The organism is Legionella maioricensis, from assembly GCF_023618015.1.
Lineage (GTDB): Bacteria > Pseudomonadota > Gammaproteobacteria > Legionellales > Legionellaceae > Legionella > Legionella maioricensis.
The window spans coordinates 1-21,418 of record NZ_JAJKBJ010000026.1 but is presented as its reverse complement, the minus strand read 5'-3'; the positions used below and the strand labels follow the sequence as shown (position 1 = coordinate 21,418).

Below are 21,418 nucleotides of genomic sequence, written 5' to 3'. Positions count from 1 at the left end.
CGCAATAAAGGAATAAAAAAGGAATACAAAATGACGGTTGTCCAATCAACACGGCAGTTAGATCTGCGTGAGAAATTACTTACTGATGGAGTACAAAGCCTTTCGGATGTAGAGTTATTGGCAGTTTTTATCAGTTCTGGCAGTGGTAAAAAATCATGCCTGCAATTAGCCTTCGATCTCATCAAGCATCTAGGTGATTTACGAGCAGTTCTCAATGCGGACCCACAAAGTTTTAAAAAAGTACACGGCTTAGGAGAGGTGCGTTATGTGCAACTTCAGGCTGTAAAAGAAATATGCCGACGCAGTGATTTCATTCACCTGCAAAAAGAAATCCAGATAACGAACAGTAAGCAAACCTATACCTTTTTAAAAAAGAAAATGCGTGATTATAAAAATGAAACTTTTGCAGCCCTTTTTCTTGATAATCAACACCGTATTATTGCTTATGAAGAATTATTTTCCGGCACTATCAATTCAGCAACAGTTCATCCAAGACCAATAATTGAACGTGTTCTACAGCTCAATGCGGCAGCCATAATTCTTGCCCACAATCATCCCTCAGGAGTATCGGATGCCAGCCATCAGGATCTGGCCGTTACCGAACGTCTTCGTGATGCATTGGAATTAGTAGATGCGCGATTACTCGATCACCTTATCATAGGTGATAATGAGGTGTACTCGATTATTGCCGAAAGTAAATCAGCATGTCATTAATTAGGAAAAATCAGCGCCGCAAGATTTAGATAATTCATGATTTATTAGAGATTTATAGTATGACGCCATTATTCTTTACTGATTTCATCAAAAATCGCACGATTCAAGTAAGTATATCCCTATGTATTTTCTTTGAGACCGTCCTATCCAAATCAATCAAACATACGCTTATTCTTTTTGGCCTGCCTTATTTAATCTCTATAGCGATGTATTATCGATATAAACCCCAAAAGAATAAAATTAAAACTCGTATCAGTGAACAGTACAGGAATAAAACTGCATCAAATTATTCTATTGTTAAGAACAAGTAGGTAATCATCTGCATTATAGGTATGATGATACATTTCTGGGTAAAATTGATGATTTATTGTAACAATGTCATAATTATTAATGCCTTACCCGGAAATCTCACTCGATAAGAAAATGTGATAATCTCCTGGTATGAGTACTGTGCCTATCTCGGGAGATCCCTCACTTCGTTCGGGATGACGTACGAAGTGGCGTGGGAGGACATAAGGTGAAGCGAAGGGACGTTTTCCCCATGCTACGTCATCTCGAACAACGTGAGAGATCTCCTAGCCTGAGCACTGTGCCCGGCTCGGGAGATCCCTCACTTCGTTCGGGATGACGTACGAAGTGGCGTGGGAGGACATAGGTGGAGCGAAGGGACGTTTTTCCCCACGCTACGTCATCTCGAACAACGTGAGAGATCTCCTGGCGTGAGCACTGTGCCCGGCTCGGGAGATCCCTCACTTCGTTCGGGATGATGTACGAAGTGGCGTGGGAGGACATAGGTGGAGCGAAGGGACGTTTTTCCCCACGCTACGTCATCTCGAACAACGTGAGAGATCTCCTGGCGTGAGCACAGTACAAGAGTGGCGGGGTTGGATTGCAGACGAATCCAACACTACGGATATTAAAATCAGAGTAGAAAGGAATCTATGACGCTATCGTTCTCATTAGGCATGAAACAGAGCTGGGGCACATTATCAAGCATGCAATCCCCCGGATTTTACTGGATTAATATCGATCGCCCAATAGATGCCAAACGATTTTGCCGCCAGATTATTACCGCTTTGCCTGCAACTGCACGTGCCGCTTTAATATGTCAGGGTGAAAAACCAGAACTCCTCTTGGAGGACTTAACACCTGTTTCTGTTAAGAAACTGCCTTTATTTACCTTACCAGAAAAAAAAATGGCCCTCCTCTATTTAACTACTGACCTGGCGCGTTCATTAAATACGACCAAACGACTGTTTATTTTGCTGACCAACTCCATCTTTTGGCAAACCTTCACCAAGGAAGAGATCCAACGTTGGGTGCAAGAAACCAATAAATGGCTCAATAGAGAACAGAGTACCTTATTAATTCTTAATCATGGTCCAAACGCCGCCCAATTGAAAAATCAATTATTGTCTCAGCATCGTTTTTTGAACGGATTATCGAGAGTACATTGGCAACAAGATAACCTACAATACATCATTTCCTGGTGGGCTACAGAAAACGGCCTGACGGCAAATCAAACGTTTACCATCCACAATGAGGGACTAGACTGGACTATACAGCCAAACAGTCAAGCAGAGTCAACTTTATTGTCCAATGATGAAATGCTTTATCTTGTAGACAAGAAAATTCTTGAAGGAACATTTCCCCCTACTGAAAATTGGCAATTGTTAGATAATAATCAGTTGTTGGCTCAAAAAGCAAAACAAGCTCAAGCCGCCACATTGATTTTTTCTCTGAATGATAGCAATCAGATCAACGAACTTGCCAGACAAATTCATTATCTACGCCGACAGTGTGGTCATGCATTAAAAATAGTCATCCGTGAAATGAGCAACAGCATACGATACAGTGATGAACGTTTGTTATTGGCATGCGGGGCTAATTTATCCGTTCCACAAACCGTATCCCTTCCCAAATTTCTAACGATGGTGGAAAGTATACAGGGCCAGCGATTTACCCGTTATGTGCCAGAAGACTTTAATTCTTTATTAACTATGATACAGCCCATAGAGCTAAAAGGTTATCTTCCGGTAAAAGAATTTACTGAGGCAGTGTTGTTTCGCATGAACAACACCTTACTTCCCGATAATGGCAAAGGAATCCTCGTCGCTTTAATGCCTGAATCAGGAGTGGATGCTCGCCAGGCACTTTCCCTTTGCGAATTAAAACGTTTAGGTGATATTGCGACAATCAGTGATAATCGGCTGTTTTTATTTCTTTCGACGTGCGCCGCCAGTGATCTGGACCCCACTCTTAACTTTATTTTTCACAAACCAGTAAATATGATATTTTCAAGTCACGTGGCCTGGGATCTGGACTTGCAGATTATTACTGAAATGAAACAACTTAGCTTACATCATGATAAGCTACTAAATGAAGCCATAATCCCGGCAAACGCCCCCAAGCAAGCGCCCCCTACTGCGATTGCCAGACGCACTCCAGAGTGTATCACCTTGTCTACCAACATTGAGCAAGGAAAATAAACCATGGAGCTGACAGATATTATTCAAATCACCTCATTATCGGCACTATTCTTTTTTTTACTGGGCTATGCGGTTAGACCACGATTACAGCGCGGTTTAAAAACCTTAAAAAACTATTTTTTAAAACCACGATATTTAAAATCAGCGGGCTTCCTGTCAGGTGATAATAACTCTTCAAAGGCAAAGAAAAAATAATGAGAAACACATCGCAAATTCAGGAAACTCCAAATAATTGGGGCAATTGGCGGGGCCTTGGAGGATGGAACTATTATTTTTTATTAAAATTTGCCCTTTTGTGGTATGGATATCTGGATTTTCATCCCTTTGTTAACCTGGTTTTTTTAATGTTTCTCCTCTTTCCGCTTCCTGCATTTTTGCATCGTTGCCGAAATTGGCTGGCCATACCGATTGGACTTGCGTTGTTCTACCATGATACCTGGCTGCCTAATGTGCACAGCATAATGAGTCAAGGAGCTGATGTTCTGAAATTCAGTCCCGATTATCTTCTTGAATTGGTAAACCGTTTTATTAACTGGAACATGATAGGCGCAGCCTTTGTTTTGTTAGTAGCTTATCTTTTTTTATCACAATGGATACGTATTACGGTCTTTACTGTATTCGCTATAAGTTGGCTCAACATACTTACTATTCAAAGTTCTGCCTACCCACTGCTTCCAACAATGAATAAAACCTCTTCAAATCAAAGCCAAGCGGTGACTAAAAGTACACCTCACGCTAAGGAACAAGACGCTAATCTGCCGCCAACAAATGATAATCTCAATGCTTATTTAAATCAGTTTTACAATCAGGAAAAAACAAAAAAAACTAAATTCCCCTTATCTTTACCAGCAGATGCCGAACCTTTTGATATATTGATCATCCATATTTGTTCTTTGGCCTGGTCTGATTTAGATGCGGTACATTTAAGAAATCACCCTTTATGGAGCAAATTTGATATCTTATTTAATAAGTTTAATTCAGCAGCATCGTACAGCGCTCCCGCGGGAATACGTTTATTGCGCGCCAGCTGCGGCCAAACATCTCATACAGCACTCTATAGCCCTGCCGCGCAAAATTGCTATTTAATGGATAATTTGGCCTCGCTCGGTTTCACCCCCGAAATCATGCTGGATCATAATGGTATTTATGGCAATTTTCTCGACCAGCTGCGCCAGCATGGCAATATACAGCAAGTGCCATTAATGTCACACATTGGTATTAACCAATCGATGATCGAGTTTGATGGAAGCCCTCTTTTTAATAACGATGAATTGCTCAATCGCTGGCTGAAACAAAAACAAAAAAACACTAATAGCCGAAGTGCAACTTACTATAATATCATCACCTTACATGACGGTAACCGTTCCCTTAAGGACAGCAAATCAATCCCTTATGAGAGCAGGGCGACTCAATTGTTTGACCAGCTGGTTAATTTTTTGGCTTCTTTAGAGCAATCCGGTCGTAAAGCGGTAGTGATAATAATCCCTGAACACGGTGCAAACCTTACTGGGGATAAATTACAAATGCCAGGTTTGCGAGACATACCTAGTCCTGCGATCACTCATATCCCTGTGGGAATAAAATTGATTGGGCTGAAAACACCCAATCAAAATGAGACGCTGCAAATAAATAATCCCAGCAGTTACCTGGCCGTTTCTGAATTAATATCACGTTTGCTAGATGGAAAAATATTTAATCAATCCCCACTCAATTTACAAACACTCATAGATAAATTGCCACAAACTGCCGTGGTTTCTGAAAACGAAGGAATCACCGTAATAGAATACCAGGGAATACCCTATATTCTGCTGAAGGGGGATTCAAATTGGGTACCCTATCCACAATCCCCTGCTCCCGTACCCGCTTCCAATGCCTCTGTAAAGTAACCAATCCTGTGTGACCTTATTGGTAGCCTGGTTGCTTGCAACCAGGAGGGGAGTAATACAAAACCAGCTCCCGGTTCCAAGCAACCGGGCTACAGGACTGTACGTCATCTCGAACAAGGTGAGAGATCTCCTGATAGTGGTGCTGTGCCTGCATTTGGAGATCCCTCTCCCACTGTACGTCATCTCGAACAACGTGAGAGATCTCCTAATAGTGGTGCTGTGCCTGCATTTGGAGATCCCTCTCCCACTGTACGTCATCTCGAACAACGTGAGAGATCTCCTAATAGTGGTACTGTGCCTGCATTTGGAGATCCCTCTCCCACTGTACGTCATCTAGAACAACGTGAGAGATCTCCTAATAGTGGTGCTGTGCCTGCATTTGGAGATCCCTCTCCCATTGTACGTCATCTCGAACAACGTGAGAGATCTCCTAATAGTGGTGCTGTGCCTGCATTTGGAGATCCCTCTCCCACTGTACGTCATCTCGAACAACGTGAGAGATCTCCTAATAGTGGTGCTGTGCCTGCATTTGGAGATCCCTCTCTTCGCTCGGGATGACGTAAGGTTATTCGGGATAACGTGGGGTTGTTGAGGATTACGTGAGGTTGTTGAGGATTACGTGAGGTTGTTGAGGATTACGTGAGGTTGTTGAGGATTACGTAAATGGCTCAGAATCAACGTGAGGCAGGAAGGGCTGCTTTTATTTAACCAAAATTGGCATAAGGAACCAAAGGCCTTATCGGCATATCAAGATCCCCCATCCATCCGTCAAGAGAATAACGGAGATAAAGAGAGATATGACTTGGGGTATAATCTTGAGTACGTTGTATATTAACAACCGCTCCACAAGTAAAGTGAGAGCCAAGACGACGCTCCACTAAAGCGAGTAAAGTATAACCAAAAGCAGAATTTGTGCTCCCGCTTAAAATAGTGTTTTGAGCAAGGAATGCGCTAGGAATAAGATTAGGTAATGGATAGAGAGGACGATCTTGAGTTGTAGTCCGCGACCAGGAAACCGATCCCCCCAACTCATAGGACCAGTTCGCCGTCCTTTGACGGTAATCAACTGGAAGAGAGAACGATACATATTTCTGTGGACTGAAATATCCCCCCTGCCCCAAGGAGTAACCATTCAAGTCCCTCTGATAGTGCCAGAGCATATTATTAATACCAATAGAAGCACGTCGGTTCTCTTCGTTAATAACCTTATAATAGTACCCCTCCATTAATCTGGCGCGTTTATTATTTGCTACATTTTTACCGGTCAACTCATTCGCATCCATAAAGGCCCATAATCCGTATGCGCCACCTCGATCATAACTAAGCGACAGATTTAACCCGCTGGAAACTACCCCACCCCATATAATATTGGTATTAGGATCTCTGGTACCAGCAAAGGATAATAATGAATTGGCTAAAGGCCGTCTTGATGCACCTAAAGTCCAGCCTACATGATGGAAATCCCCTGAATAGTTGATGCTGCCGACCCAATTTACTATGGGAAATCCGAAAGGGGTTTCGCCCATGTCCAAAGCCCATTTACTATTTTGCCATCCTAAAACCGGACTAAAACCCCTCGCATTCTGCGAGACACCATTCATACATCCATTAGTGCAGGTTCCAAAATCATTCACAAATACACCATTAAAAGTGGTGAAATCGCCAGCACTCGCCTCAATCAATTCGCCTCGAAAAAACGCACGACCATCGTAAAGCGGCATATCCGCCTGCAAAATAGTATCCTTAATGGATAAATCAGAAACTCCCCCAGTTCCACTCAAGCTCCAATTATCATGCTCGAGGGTTACTCGAACCTCTTGTTGACGATAAAGTTGGGCTGCATCTGAACGAATTCCTCGTTTTAACCAGTCATCGTCGGCATGGTTGCGAGTCAGGAAGGTATAAATATCATTATCGCTTGGGTAAATAGAGGTAATTTCACTCTTCACCATGGCTTGGCCATAATCAACTCGCGCCTGTTTGGGCTCATGTAACTGCTCTTCAAGTCGAGCAGCATCGCGAAACACTAAGGCAGTGGTTTGACTGGGAGCCTCATTTCTGGCTTGTGGTTTTATTCGTTGGAAAATCATATTAGCCTGATATAACTCACCCACAGCTATCCAGGCATTCGCCACTCTTCGCTTCATGTTAAGGTTTAGAGTGCCTTTGCTGTACTGTTCTTCCTGTAAAAACTGATGAGCTTCATCAAGTCGGCCTGCCGCAACAAGGGCTTCAATTTCGCCTAAAAGTGCATCCTCATTGTGGGGCTCAACCGCTTTAACTTGCCGATAATAAGCTAATGCCTCGTTAAATTGACCATCCTCCAAAGCCCAATCCCCTAATGTTAAGGTGATGCTGGTCATTTGAGGCTGTTTTAAAAGATAAGCAATGGCTCCATTCTTATTCCCCTGATCGCGCATCTTTCTCGCCTGTTCAATAGCCATTTGCGCGTGCTTTCGGGCCAATTCTTTTTCCAGGCGCTGCGCCAATTGGCGAATATCATTATCCCAAAGTTTTTTAGGTAGTCTATTCAAGTAACTTAGCGCACTTTGCTCTTGATCTGTCGCAGCGAGATACAGCGCGTAAATATAAATTATTTTGGGATCATTATTTTGCTTTGCGACTAACTGAAGCAATAAAGCATTCGCTTTCTCGTGCTGTCCAGACTGATAAAACAAGGTGGCCAAATGGTAGGTCAACCAAGGGTCGGCAGGAGTCAGTTGATGAGCCTCACGATATTTTGCCAAGGCTTCAGGCCATTGCTTACGCGCAGCAAATCGTTCCGCTTGCTGTTGTAAAATAGCACTTTGCAACATCATCCGCGCATCTTTAAATTTAAACTGTTTGCTCGCCGGTAAACTCTCCAAATAATGCAATGCTTTCTGTGGCGACTGGCGCTTGTAGATACTTATTAAGCCATAAACAGCAATACTCCCGCTAGGATAAAGCTGCTCGGCTTTTTTATATGCCTGCTCTGCGGCGACAAAGTCTTTACGAGCAAAAGCAACATCTCCTATTCCAATTAATGCAAAATCATTAGTATTGTCGTATTGGTATGCCTGTTGGTATTTTTGCTCAGCCAAAGACAGATTAGCTGTTTTAAGCGCTTTGTCTCCTTCTGCATTCAATAGTTGAGATAAGGTAGATCTAAGGGAATTTATCCAGTGAACGTTACTTTTATTGTTCTCAATCAGTTTATTGGCTTGTAAATAATGATATAAAGCTTGCAACTGTTGCAGAGCCTCAGCCTCCTTTCCCGGTATCCGGGATACCATAGACCAATACTCTACCGCCAGAAAAGGCGTAGGAGGATCCCCTTGAAAAAGGGCATCATAAAGTTTTTTTGCTTCTGCTAAATGCCCGGCTACAGCCATTAATCTTGCTTGTTGAAGCTCTCTCTCTCCTTGAGGTTGGGCAAGAACTATATTTATTTTCGCATGACGGTATAGATTAGAATCAGGAATCAGTTGTTTTAATTTTTCCAGCTGTTGTGCTGCCAGTAACTGGTTGCCCTGCCGTAAGGCCAGTCTAAGACGTGCTGCAATCACTTCTGGATCATTAGGAGCAATTAATTCTAAGCGATAAAGGGCCTGTTGCACCAAATCATCTCTGTAATTGGCTTCACCAGTAAATACTTGTTCTAACAAAAATTGTTTTGGGGCAACGCTATCTGATGCTTGAGCCTGAGAGATGCAAGCGGCGCTGAATAAAACCAAGCTTAGTCTACTTAGTTTACCTCTAACCTTGCCCATTGAGTTTACCCAATTATTTGTTTCGATAGCTCAACACCTGGCTGATCGAAAGCATTAATATTCCAAATGACACTCTGAGTAAAAATTTTATGTTCATACAAGGCCATTAAAGAACCTATAGTTTTCGGCGTACAATCAAGCAAGGAAATATGATTCATGGGTGTCGTGGTTGATCTAAAACCATAAAGATCATTATTTTTATTGATTCCATTGCTTAAAACTTTTTGATGCGCATCACACATTTTATTAACCGCCTCATCTGCAAATGTATTAACGCTAATTAAATCGGCAGCTACTCGATGTGTTCCCTGACATAATAACTGAAAATAACTGTGTTGAACCTGATTAGCTGGACCGCCCCAAACAATGGGACCTGTAGAATAATCAACCAATTCGCCCTCTTTATCTATTGATTTGCCATTGCTTTCCATATCCAGTTGTTGAATGTAAGGAACAAATTGTTGGAGATCATAAGAATAAATGAGCATCAGGAGATTATGAATTTTTAAAAAATTGTTATTCCAAATCCCCAGCAAGGCTAAAAGAACAGGCAAGTTCTGAGAAAACTCCTGATTATGAAAATGCTTATCCATCTCGCGAGCCCCACAGAGCATCTCAGAAAAGTGTTCAAACCCAATCGCAAGACAAGTAATTAGGTTGATAGAAGAACAGGATGAATAACGTCCTCCCACCCAGCTCCAAGTAGGTATGACATTAACTATCCCCAGTTCTGCTGTTTTTTTTGTATTTGCGGTTACAGCAATAATATGCTTATCAATGTGCCTGGGTTGATTAATCCATGCAACGGCCTTATCCATATTACATAGTGTTTCTTTGGTAATAAATGATTTTGAAGCAATAATAAATAAGGTGGTTTCAGGGTTAAGCGTCGTTACCACACGCCTGAATTCATTGGGATCAATACCTGATATGAAATGAAATCGTAGCTTATCCGTTGTAAAATCAACCAAGGCACTCGTGCAAAATTGGGGTCCAAGAAAGGAGCCGCCAATACCTATATTCACAATATCCCTGATTGGTTTTCCTGAATACCCAACCCATTCCCCATTTCTTATTTGAGTAGAAATAAGACGCATTCTCTCGCGAACATTTAAAATATCCGGAATAATATTATGTCCATTAACTATAATTTCCTCATTTCCTGAGGTCCTAAGTGCCGTATGTAAAGCAGGCCTATGCTCTGAATTATTGACCAGAGATCCTTCCATTAACGCATTTATTTTTTTGTGTAAACCGCACTCTTCTGCAAGCGAAAACAGTAAATGCAGAACATGATCATCAACACATTGCTGTCGGTAATCAAGCCAGATACGTTCGCTTGTCCCTTGATAAGTTTCTGCGCGGCGCTGTTGGCCATGTTCCAACATCTTTAAATTATAATTATCAGCATTAGCTTCAGCGTATTTTTCCAGCTGCTTCCACGAGTTAAATTGAGTTGGTGATGGCATATAATTCCGTTTAGATTATTGATTAACTACTGTTTCTAAAAGCCATTTCGAAAAACACTCCCCTTCCAGAGGATGAATTTTTCCCAAATCCACGTTGGCTTTCAGAAATCCCAATATGCTTCCACAATCATACCGCTTTCCCTCATAACGATAAGCCCAAATTGATTCTTTTTTTAATAAACCTTTAATTGCGTCGGTCAGTTGGATCTCTTCTTCGCCTGTTTGGGGCAAAGTTCTGATTTGATCAAAAATTCCCGCGCTGAGAATATAACGCCCTACAATAGCAGTATTTGATGGAGCACTCTCTGGGTGAGGTTTTTCCACTAAATCAGTGACGTGGATAAGGCTGTTTTTTTGTTGTTCCCCTGAAACAATTCCATACCGTTGAGTATGTTCAAAGGGAATGTCTTCCACTGCCAGAATATTAGGCCCATATTCATTATAGAGCTCAACCATCTGTTTCATAATAGGGACTTTACCCGTAATCAGATCATCTGCAAGCAATATGGCAAAAGCCTCTTGTCCCACTAGCGTTTCAGCGCATAAAATAGCATGCCCTAAACCCAGCGCTTTAGGCTGGCGAACATAAAAACACTCCATATCTTCGGGTTTAACAGCGCGCACTAAGGATAAAAGCTCCCACTTATTATGCGCTATCAGTTCATCCTCTAATTCATAAGACACATCAAAATGATCTTCAATCGCGCGTTTATTATGGCAAGTTATAAAGATCATTTGCCGTATGCCTGCGTCATAAGCCTCTTCAACCGCATATTGAATTAATGGCTTGTTAACAATGGATAACATTTCTTTAGGAGCAGCCTTTGTTGCTGGTAAAAAGCGGGTTCCCAAACCTGCAACAGGAAATACCGCTTTTAATATAGGGGCATATCTTGATTTCATTGTTAATTGAGCCTTCTCTATTATGTATGCAAAATGAAGTACTACTGTTTATCAATACCATAGAATTAATAGAAAAAAAACATTAAGTTAAGCAAGAAAATACGATTTTTATCCCGTGCCCCCCTTCGGATGAAAAACAATATTAATAGACTCACGACTTAATAATCGTTGCTATACTTTGAGTAAAATACATGCGTGCAAAGAGCATAGAATGGATAAAAAAATACTGAGTCTCGATCAAACAATACCGTTAAAAACAGCAGAAGATATACTTGCATTAAGTCACGCCTATTCCTTATCGAGGCTGAGTTATATCAATATTGCACAGCAAGAGCAGTTGGCGAGCATGGTGAAGCGATGGCCATTATTAGCAGAATTAGCTCAGTTACCCCCAGAAATTCGGACTAACCAGGATTAAATAATAAGGACAGATTTTAATTATGCCGGTAATTGCATTACAAGGAATTAGAGGAGGCACTGGAACTACCTCAATCACTGCAGGATTAGCCTGGGCCTTGCGCAATCTGGGTAAGTCCGTATTGGTAATTGACTTCGCACCGGACAATCTGTTGCGTCTGTATTTTAATATGCCATTTAAACAATCTCGCGGCTGGGCACGCGCCTTGATGGATAATGTGCCCTGGCAGGAAAGTGCCATGCGCTATACTAAATCACTGGATTTTATACCTTTTGGAAATACGTCAAAAGCTGATCTGCTCAAACTGGAAACTAAATTTCAATCTGAATCAAATTTTTGGCAATTAAATATAGCCCAATTGATCGCCACCGGGAATTACAACTGGATTCTGCTTGACCTTCCAACGGAAAACTCCATATTAGCTAAAAATGGATTGGCTCTTGCAGATCATATAATCTGTTTATTAAATCCGGATATGTCCTGTCACGTTCGTTTACACCAACAGGAACTGCCTGAACATTGCCATTTTTTAATGAACAAATACAGTTCAAGTAATCAGTTACAACAAGACCTGCTTCAATTATGGCAATATACCGTTCCTGATTTGCTCCCCCTGATGGTTCATTATGATGGGGCAGTTGTTGAAGCACTTGCAGTCAAACAACCCCCAGGGGAATACAGTACCCGTAGTTTAGTCACTAAAGAACTGGCTGCATTGGCTCACTGGTGTGTAACTAAGTGGGAAGCAACAACGCCATGAGTACCATTCTACGCTCATTGTTGGAAAAGCAAGCCTATCTGACGATGGAACGTCGTTACCAAAACTATCGTCAACACGGCGCGTCCACCGTTAGCGCTTTTCTGGCTACGCTGTTTGTTGCTTTGGCCTGGCTTTTTCTGTGCCTTGAATCGCCAAGCTGGCAATGGGTTCTTGCCAACCGGATTAACTGGTTTCCACACATCTCATCTGATCGCCCTCGACTTGGAGATTTTTTACGCTATTTGATCCAAGCTATTTGGCTCGTGCTGATTGTTCATGACCACCCCAAAAAACGTGATTCCTATCTGGAGCAATGGAGAAAACAAAGTCTTAACGCTTATTATGAGTGGATAAATTCTTTACCCCAAAAAACGCAAACAAATCATTATGGGCAAAAAATATCAAAATACTTTAAACGCATAAGCAAAAAATCATACTCTATCTTACTTGTCTTAATGAGCATTTTTTCTGCTGTTTTACTGCTGCTGTGCATTACTCAACCCTTTACACCCATGGCTCAGTTTCTTTTTTTAATCATTTTATTATTCATTGCCTTAAGCATCCGCCACATGCCAGGACATATCATTGTCATTATGCTGATCGTTCTTTCATTAATTACTTCAAGTCGCTACATGTGGTGGCGGTACAGTACCACTCTCATCTGGAATGATCCCTTGAGCCTCTTCTTTGGTCTTCTCCTCATCTTTGCAGAAAGTTACATTTTTCTGGTTCTGATTTTAGGCTATTTTCAGAGTATTTGGCCTTTGCATCGAGAACCAGTTGCGCTACCTAAAGACAGCACTACCTGGCCAACAGTTGATATTCTCATTCCTACTTATGATGAAGAATTAAGTGTAATCAAACCCGGTGTCTATGCCGCATTAGGCATAGACTGGCCCAAAGACAAGCTCAATATTTATATTCTGGATGATGGAAACCGCCCTTTATTTAAAAAATTCGCTCATGAGGTTGGAGTCCATTATATTACTCGAACAACTAATGAACATGCTAAAGCAGGTAATATCAATCATGCGTTAAAACAAACGCAGGGGGAGTTTGTCGCTATTTTTGACTGTGACCATATACCGGCACACACCTTTCTCCAATTGACCGTAGGTTGGTTTTTAAAAGATCCTAAACTGGGCCTTTTGCAAACCCCTCACCACTTCTTCTCGCCCGATCCTTTTGAACGAAACCTGGAGGCATTTCAAAACATACCCAATGAAGGTGCTTTGTTTTATGGAGTCATACAAGACGGTAATGATTTCTGGGATGCCACCTTTTTTTGCGGCTCAGCGGGCATACTCCGTCGCAGCGCTCTGGAAGCCATCGGTGGATTTGCAGTAGAAAGTGTTACCGAAGACGCACTTACTTCACTGCGTTTACAGCGCCATGATTATACTTCTGCTTATATTCGCATCCCCATGTCAGCGGGTCTGGCTACTGAAAGTTTAGCAAACCATATTGGTCAACGTATTCGTTGGGCGCGAGGGATGGTCCAGATTTTACGAATAGATAATCCATTAAGAGGCAAAGGGCTAACTCTTCCCCAACGCCTGTGTTATTTCAACTCCATACTGTATTTTTTATCAGGCATTCCCCGGTTGATTTTCTTCGTTACCCCGGTCGCTTTTCTCCTATTTCATGCCAGAATCCTCTATGCTTCAGCCCTGATGGTCATCTTGTATGCTTTTCCTCACATCATTCATACAGTCTTAGCCAATACGCGCATCCAGGGAAAATATCGTCACTTTTTGTGGAATGAAATATATGAAACAGTGATGGCATGGTATATCGCCATTCCCACCACAGTGGCTTTAATTAATCCGCGCAAAGGAAAATTTAATGTCACTGCCAAAGGAGGATTGATTAAAGAACGTTACGCAGACTGGGTGACAGCCCGTCCATATCTTGTCTTACTGACTATTAATTTACTCGGTTTGATTGCAGGTATTTGGCGTTTATTTTTCGGCTCAACTGAAGAAATTCCGGCAGTACTCATCACTCTTTCATGGGTACTGTATAATCTAACTATTATTGGCGGAGCACTGGGGGTCGATGTTGAAACCAAACAGGTGCGCAAGTCTCATCGAGTTAAATTTGCTATGCCCGCAATAATAGCTCGGGCTGACGGACATTTATTTCCCTGCACCTTACGTAATTACTCTGATAGCGGGGTAGGAATAGAATTAAATGAATCTGACTTACTAAAGAATGGCGAAAATATAGCTCTGCTCCTTAATAACGGTTTCGAAGAGTTTCAGTTTCCTTGTAAGGTCATCCGCATTTTTGATCGTACGGCAGGAATATGCCTGAGTGACTTATCAGTCAAGCAACATATTGATTTTATCCGATGCACTTTCGCTCGTGCCGATACCTGGGCACTGTGGCTAAAAAGCTTTCCTGAAGACCAGCCACTGCAAAGTATGCGTCATGTATTTAGACTGGACTTCCGTGGCTATCTGAGTATTATAGAATATACACCGCCATTAGTTCGCAACATCCTGACGAGTTTAACACGGATACTCATGTGGATAGTGTCATTTATTCCTCATCGAATAAAAGGAAACCAAACGGTGCCTGTTAAAGCGGAAGGAATTATTGAAAATTAACGGATGATCATTCAATGACAAGAAAAACAACCTGTATCAATGCAGTTGTCTTGATAGCCATCAGTTTGCTTTCTCAAACTGCTCCAGTTATCGCTCAAGAACCGATACAGCCGAGCCTGACCACGCCCGCCGCTGCAGTTGCACCGAGTAGGAAAACACAGGTTTTTTTTAATCAGAAAACTTTGGCCCGGGGAAATTTTACTATAACAGGCTTAAATCCAGAAAATAGAATTGAATTTACTGTACGTAAAGATGAAATTGTTTCGCAAGCCCAATTGAATCTGCAGTTTACTCCCTCACCTTCGTTGATTCCAATCCAATCTCAACTTAAAGTTTATCTTAACGAAGAGTTGATGCAGGTTATCAGCTTGACCGCAGACCAATTAGGCAAATCAAATCAGGTGGTCATCCCCATTGATCCACGTTACATTAATGACTTTAACCGCTTAAGTCTGCAATTTATTGGTCATTATAAAGCAATATGCGAAAATCCGGCCAACAGCACTTTATGGATTGATATCAGTAAATCCAGTTTTCTGGATTTAACGCTTCAAACCTTACCATTAAAAAATAATCTGTCCCACTTTCCTGAACCTTTCTTTGATCGTTTAGATGAAAGGCCGATCACCCTGCCAATCGTTTTTTCTGGGCAACCTGGTTTAATGCAACAACGCGCCGCGGCCATTCTGGCCTCCTGGTTTGGCACCAAAGCACGGTGGCGCGGCCAGTCATTCCCAGCCTTATTCAATCAATTGCCAGAACGCAATGCTATTGTCTTCGTCACCAATCAACAACGGCCGGATTTCCTCAAAAACTATCAAACAGTGAATGCGCCAAAGATAGAAATGATTGACCATCCTGATAATCCCTATATAAAACTATTGGTTATATCGGGTCGCGATGATAATGATTTAATTAAAGCAGTAAGAGGGATTGCCACTGGAAGTATCCTGTTTCGTGGCAAGAGTGTCACGATTGATAGAATTGAAACGATTGCACCTCGTCAACCTTATGATGCACCCAATTGGGTTCGTACTGATCGACCAACAACTTTTGTCGAGTTACAACAATTTAAAGAACAACTGCAAACCTCAGGATTTAACCCAAGTCCAGTAACTCTTCCATTTACTTTGCCACCTGATTTATTCCTGTATGGAAGTCAGGGTATCAATATGTCCTTGAACTATCGCTATACAATACCGCCGGCATTTGGCACCTCTCATTTAAACATCAGTTTGAATAATTATTTTGTCCAGAGTTATCCTTTATTGTTAATGCCGGATCAGGAGTCAAAATTTCTCGGCGTGTGGTCTTTGCAGAATTTAATCGGAACAGCTAAGAAATTTACTATCCCAGTGTTGAATTTGGGAACAAACAACCAAATGGTTTTTGAATTCGCCTATGTTAACGTCATAGGTGGAGGAAATACGGAAGGACGTTGTGAGTCTTTTACTTTGGTAAATAATTATGCCTCTATTGATGGTAGTTCAACTATAGATTTCTCAAATTATTATCATTATATAGCAATGCCGGATTTAAACGCTTTTGCTAATGCGGGCTTCCCTTTTAGCCGTTTAGCCGATCTGGCGCAAACCAGTATTTTAATAAGCCAACACCCCTTAGCTACAGAGGAAACTACCCTGCTCAATGCGATTGGCAATATAGGCTCCCAAACGGGATATCCTGCTTTGGCTCTGAATTTAACTGATGACTGGTCAAAAATAAAAAACAAAGATACCGATATTTTAATCATTGGTACTATCCCGCCTGAATTATACAAGGACAGTAAAATAAATCTGCTCCTGGATAAAACGAAAAGTTGGGTCAATAAACCCTTTCGTCAAAATGAACTTCCAGCGTTTCCAATCCAGGCCAAGAATGCTGCGGTTAACAACCAGGCTGTCGTTAGTTCTGATGGAATAATGTCTGCAATCATTGGCCTGCAATCTCCTTATTACAAACACCGTAGTATCATCGCTCTACTGGCAGACACTCCTCGAGGCTTTGAACTACTGAACGAAACCCTTTCCAAGAAAAATTTGCTTGGTCAGGTATTCGGTTCGGTAGCCGTAATACGAGAATCAGGGGTTAGCAGTTTGCAAGTCGGCAGTGTCTACTATGTTGGCCATTTGCCTTGGTATATGCACATTTGGTTTGTCCTGAAAAAACATCCAATCGGACTGGCACTGGCGACATTACTGGTCGCTATTATTCTAACCTTTATGTTGTGGCGCGCCTTAACAGCCAGAAGCCGACGGCGATTAAAAAAAACAGATGACTAGGATAAAAGATGAGTTTAGTTCTTCGAGGTCTGGTATTCATCCTGTTGATCCTGCTCCTTCATTCTGACGGACTTATAACCTTTAGCTATTGGCCATCATGGCGAGATTTTAAACTGTATTATATTAATGAAGATGGACGGGTAGTTGATTCATCAACGCCCAACAAGGTAACCACTTCCGAGGGGCAAAGTTATGCAATGTTTTTTGCCTTGGTTGCTAACGATCGTCCTATGTTTGATAAATTGTTGCGTTGGACCGAAAACAATCTTGCTTCAGGAGATTTAAGTGCTCAACTCCCTGCCTGGTTATGGGGAAAAAATCCTCAACAACAATGGGTTGTCCTGGACCATAACTCAGCGTCAGATGCAGATTTATGGATAGCTTATGATTTGCTTGAAGCGGGGCGTCTGTGGAAAAATCAGCATTATGAAACGCTGGGCACCCAATTACTCGATCGAATTTTAAAAGAGGAAGTAGTGGATATTCCAAACATGGGAAGCATGCTATTACCCGGAAAAACCGGTTTTATTCATGGTGATAATTGGCGTCTTAATCCAAGTTATTTACCTCCCCAGATTCTGGCTAAATTCACTCTTTTGAATACGCATTGGAATGAGATAGAACAAAACAGTTTGCGTTTACTCATCGAGTCATCACCTAAGGGATTTGCTCCTGACTGGATTATTTGGCACAAGGAAACCGGTTGGCAGCCGGATCAGGAACACCCCAATCTTGGCAGCTATAACGCCATACGTGTTTACTTATGGATTGGTATGCTCGCTCAAGATCTGGGCTATAAAGAAGAACTGGTGAAGCATTTCCAGCCCATGATAACTCTCACGCAACAATTAGGAGCGCCCCCAGAAAAAATAAACACGGTAACGGGCAAATATACGGGCAAGGGCCCAGTGGGTTTCTCAGCGGCTTTATTGCCTTTGATGGCCAATGCGCCAGAACTAAAAAAACAACGCCAACGTCTTGATGATTCATCTATAAGCACGGAGGGTTATTATAATTCGGTTCTTCGGCTGTTTGGCCAAGGGTGGGATCAACAACACTATCGCTTCAGCCGCCAAGGCGAACTTTTACCAGAATGGCAGTAATAATCGTGTTGACTATGCATCACCACTAAAACTTTTTAAGGCGATGAGGGCGTTGGTGTTTGGGGTATACCACGATCCACTTCAATTGCATTTATTTTGACCAACAACTCTTTTAGTTTGGATTCAGTGTCCTCATGCTTAAGCAATGCTTCAAATTCATCTAATTGCTTACGGAGCTTGCTTTCCACTAATGGTCTTAATGAGTTGTTATTTAATTCTAATTTTATTTCCCAAATTTTTTCTACCAATCCATTGTGAATATCCATAAGCTCTTGAGTAACACTCTTCAAGTCACTTAATTCAAGTTGAGACGCTTTGGCATGTAACTCTTTAAATAAATGAAATTTGCCTATCATAGTTAATTCCCATTAAGTTTTAATTCATCCCGAAAAAGCAGCCCTGGCCGGGGGGCATTTTATCCTACCAACATGTTTTCTGTCGCTTGTTCAAATTGAACCAAACGTCTATTAGAATCCGTTAAAGCAAACATGCCTAATTTGTTATCCGTTAATCCGCAAGTCAAGAATGAAAGAACATCAATGATAAATTTAATAATAGCCCCTCGCCATTCACGATGATCTTTAAGTATAGGCCTGGCTGCATCGATTGCATCGTGACAGTCCTCTTTAAGTTGTCTCTTGGCTCGTTCTGTGGAGTCTGGACTATGCAAAAAATTCTTTTTGGCATTTTTCACTGAAGAATAAAAGGTTTCCATTTCTCTTTTAGCATCTACATAAAGAGCATTATTTTGGACTTTTCCTTCCATATGAATAATTTTATCTGCAAATATTTGTAAATGATCATCAAATCTCATTTCATTAAGCAGATTGAGACGCTGACTCAACAAAGCAACAGCCTGCTCAATTTTTTGCTGTTTATTGGCAAGAGCCTGTCGAATATCTTGATGTAAATGCTCCAAATTCAATACATGATGGGCTTGTTTTACAACATCATTGTGAACTAACTTATTGATCTCAATCTGTAATTGCTCAGCATAGCCATCTACTTCTTGTTCACTGTCGTAATGAGTAAAATCAATAGAAAAATTATTTATCCTTCTGACTGTTTGGGCAATGCAGTTGACCGCTTGGGCCATACGGCGTTCTTCCTCTTGAATTTTTTGCATTTTATCTATCTGAGACTGCGCTTGTTGGTTAATTTGCGCTTGTTTTTTTGTCAAAGCCCCAACTAGTGAGGGGTGAAGACTCTGGAAATTCAATACAAGATGCGCGTGCTCCATGTCAGTATTTTGAACCAGTTTTTGTACTTCCGTCAAAGAATGCTGACGGTGTTCATTTATTTTTGCTTCATTGTTGTAAACGGTAAAATCAACGGGGAAATTATTTATTTTCTGCACGGCATGGCCAATTAAATCCCATGACGTTGTAACTTCTTTCATTTTACCAATCTGAGCATCTGCCTGTTGATTGATGTACTTTTGCTTTTTTTCCAGAGCATGACGGATAGAATGAGGAAGCTCACGTAAATTTAATACAGTAAGAGCTTGATGCAACTGGGAACTTTTAGTTAATGCTTGAACTTCAGCCCACAATTTTTGACGAGAGATATTTATTTCTATTTCATTATGTTTATTAGTAAAATCAACATGAAAATTATTTATTCTTTCAACGGTATGCACAAGAATACGTTCTGCATCAGAAATTGCCCTGATTTGTTGTTGCGCTGCTTGATTTAATCCCTCTTTTTTTAACTGAATAATTTTTATAATCTCAGGTTTTAAATACAGATTTTCTATTGTTTTACTGGATTGCTCAATCAGGTTTAAATGATACGCCAGAAGTTGCTCCACTTCCCTTATGACAACTACGCCGCCAAAAGATACTTTAATATTTTGTATGTCAGCAACTGTCTTCAATTCAAGATTTTGCTGATTAATTGCAACCTTATAATCCTGCACCGCTTTTACCATCATTGCAGAATACGTTGATGGAGGAGTAATAATCTGCGCTTGTTGATTAGTAAAATGATAATGATTATCTTTTTCAATGTAAAAAATACCCGTATTCGCATCTTCGTAGTATGCACCAGCAGAAAAACGACCTCGATAAATAATTGAGGGCTTTTGATGAACAACAGGATGAGGTTTAGGCATTACAGGTGGAATAAGTTCATCAATAAGACTCTTATAGTCCATATCCAATGTTGAAAAAGGGGATGGTTTTATTATGGGCTGAGAGCCATTGGCCACAAATCCTTTCATATGAATCAGGTGATTACGAACATCTTCTTGTGCAGCCTGACTGGTAAGATAAGTCTGAAACGATTTATCTTGCTTCGCAGCTATTTTTAACTCGTCACGGCGTTTTTGCAGATAGTCAATAAACTGATCCGCAGTAGTACTATTGGGCATATAAGCGTCTACAAAATTCTTGAGATACGAATCGGGTAATAAAAGAATTTTCAGTATTGCCTGGTTCACTTCATTGCGAAAATGCGGTGCGTTGGCAAGACTTGCATCAACCAATCGACTGGTCGGATAGTTAATATTTGTCATTCTAATATCGAGCCAGTTGTAGGCATAAATCCCCTTTGGGTAGGGTAAACTGGCTAATAATTCTGGAGTAATCTTGCTGAGTTTAGCGCCGTATTCGGAAGGCTCCCTCAAACACGCAAAGCACCAGTCGCCATCTAGTTTTACGACTTGGTTATGGTTATTGATACCCACATTACCGTTTTTGAAGTCAATTTCGTGAAGAAAGGCCGCAATCAAGGAAACCTGGCCTAAGCCATAATAGGTACCTTTTGTAAATTCTTGTTGCTGATCTTCGGGTAAATTCCTGAATCCTGGAACATCTTCCGACAAGACATGATAAGTCTTTAACACTGGATCCCAGGCAAGTCGGGTTTCGGGCTGGCCTGGAACGAGAAGACGAAAGAACTCTTGGGCAAGTACCTCTAAACGGGCATCGCTCTCCGAGCCCATTTGCTTGTTAAACCAGATTTTCGATGAATCAGGCAGCATCCCTTTAGATATTGTATGGCTAAACACCCCCATAACTTTGCCATCTA

The 21,418-nt window shown here is 41.3% G+C and carries 14 protein-coding genes and 1 pseudogene; 10 read left to right on the top strand and 5 right to left on the bottom strand.

What is annotated here, in order from left to right; all coding sequences use genetic code 11:
- Window positions 1-30 precede the first annotated feature (30 nt).
- The 5 genes from radC (at window position 31) to LOX96_RS15260 (ending at window position 5,647) form a co-directional block, all read left to right on the top strand.
- Entirely contained in the window at window positions 31-714 is a 684-nt protein-coding gene (gene radC, locus LOX96_RS15280; RefSeq protein ID WP_250424615.1) for a RadC family protein, read from the top strand.
- 941 nt (window positions 715-1,655) lie between these two features.
- Window positions 1,656-3,203, top strand: coding sequence for a cellulose biosynthesis protein BcsE (bcsE, locus tag LOX96_RS15275; protein ID WP_250424806.1), 1,548 nt, complete (start codon window positions 1,656-1,658; stop codon window positions 3,201-3,203).
- A gap of 3 nt (window positions 3,204-3,206) precedes the next feature.
- Window positions 3,207-3,398: a cellulose biosynthesis protein BcsF gene (bcsF, locus tag LOX96_RS15270; protein ID WP_250424804.1), complete on the top strand. Its 192-nt coding sequence runs from the start codon at window positions 3,207-3,209 to the stop codon at window positions 3,396-3,398.
- Entirely contained in the window at window positions 3,398-5,089 is a 1,692-nt protein-coding gene (bcsG, locus tag LOX96_RS15265) for a cellulose biosynthesis protein BcsG (protein ID WP_250424802.1), read from the top strand. The genes bcsF and bcsG overlap by 1 nt, the downstream gene beginning before the upstream one ends.
- 144 nt (window positions 5,090-5,233) lie before the next feature.
- Window positions 5,234-5,647, top strand: coding sequence for a hypothetical protein (locus LOX96_RS15260; protein ID WP_250456380.1), 414 nt, complete (start codon window positions 5,234-5,236; stop codon window positions 5,645-5,647).
- Between the two features lie 146 nt (window positions 5,648-5,793).
- Here the strand turns inward: LOX96_RS15260 and bcsC are convergent, their stop codons facing one another.
- Genes bcsC through galU form a run of 3 tightly spaced genes read right to left on the bottom strand, consistent with a single transcriptional unit; the run spans window position 5,794 to window position 11,213 of the window.
- On the bottom strand, window positions 5,794-8,841 hold the full coding sequence (bcsC, locus tag LOX96_RS15255; RefSeq protein WP_250424666.1) for a cellulose synthase complex outer membrane protein BcsC: 3,048 nt from the start codon (window positions 8,839-8,841) through the stop codon (window positions 5,794-5,796).
- Window positions 8,842-8,846: 5 nt separating this feature from the next.
- A complete protein-coding gene (locus LOX96_RS15250; protein ID WP_250424665.1) occupies window positions 8,847-10,310 on the bottom strand; it encodes a glucose-6-phosphate isomerase in 1,464 nt (487 codons plus the stop codon).
- Between the two features lie 15 nt (window positions 10,311-10,325).
- Window positions 10,326-11,213: a UTP--glucose-1-phosphate uridylyltransferase GalU gene (galU, locus tag LOX96_RS15245; RefSeq protein ID WP_250424664.1), complete on the bottom strand. Its 888-nt coding sequence runs from the start codon at window positions 11,211-11,213 to the stop codon at window positions 10,326-10,328.
- Window positions 11,214-11,424: 211 nt separating this feature from the next.
- On the opposite strand from galU, the gene bcsR reads away from it, so the two are divergent.
- The 5 genes from bcsR to bcsZ are packed head-to-tail and all read left to right on the top strand — an operon-like array spanning window position 11,425 to window position 18,388.
- Window positions 11,425-11,631: a cellulose biosynthesis protein BcsR gene (bcsR, locus tag LOX96_RS15240; RefSeq protein ID WP_250424663.1), complete on the top strand. Its 207-nt coding sequence runs from the start codon at window positions 11,425-11,427 to the stop codon at window positions 11,629-11,631.
- Between the two features lie 22 nt (window positions 11,632-11,653).
- On the top strand, window positions 11,654-12,391 hold the full coding sequence (gene bcsQ, locus LOX96_RS15235) for a cellulose biosynthesis protein BcsQ (protein WP_250424662.1): 738 nt from the start codon (window positions 11,654-11,656) through the stop codon (window positions 12,389-12,391).
- Window positions 12,388-15,003 (top strand): UDP-forming cellulose synthase catalytic subunit, encoded by a 2,616-nt coding sequence (gene bcsA / locus LOX96_RS15230; protein ID WP_250424661.1) that lies wholly within the window; start codon window positions 12,388-12,390, stop codon window positions 15,001-15,003. Before bcsQ ends, bcsA begins: the two co-directional genes overlap by 4 nt.
- 14 nt (window positions 15,004-15,017) lie before the next feature.
- Entirely contained in the window at window positions 15,018-17,285 is a 2,268-nt protein-coding gene (gene bcsB, locus LOX96_RS15225) for a cellulose biosynthesis cyclic di-GMP-binding regulatory protein BcsB (RefSeq protein WP_250424660.1), read from the top strand.
- A gap of 8 nt (window positions 17,286-17,293) precedes the next feature.
- Complete coding sequence (gene bcsZ, locus LOX96_RS15220) at window positions 17,294-18,388, top strand: cellulose synthase complex periplasmic endoglucanase BcsZ (protein ID WP_250424659.1); 1,095 nt, start codon at window positions 17,294-17,296, stop codon at window positions 18,386-18,388.
- 35 nt (window positions 18,389-18,423) lie between these two features.
- On the opposite strand, the gene LOX96_RS15215 is transcribed toward bcsZ, so the two are convergent.
- The gene (locus LOX96_RS15215) at window positions 18,424-18,744 is read right to left on the bottom strand and encodes a hypothetical protein (protein ID WP_250424658.1); all 321 of its coding nucleotides are present in this window, start codon (window positions 18,742-18,744) and stop codon (window positions 18,424-18,426) included.
- Window positions 18,745-18,803: 59 nt separating this feature from the next.
- Window positions 18,804-21,418 (bottom strand): annotated as a pseudogene (locus LOX96_RS15210) (hypothetical protein); the annotation flags it as partial.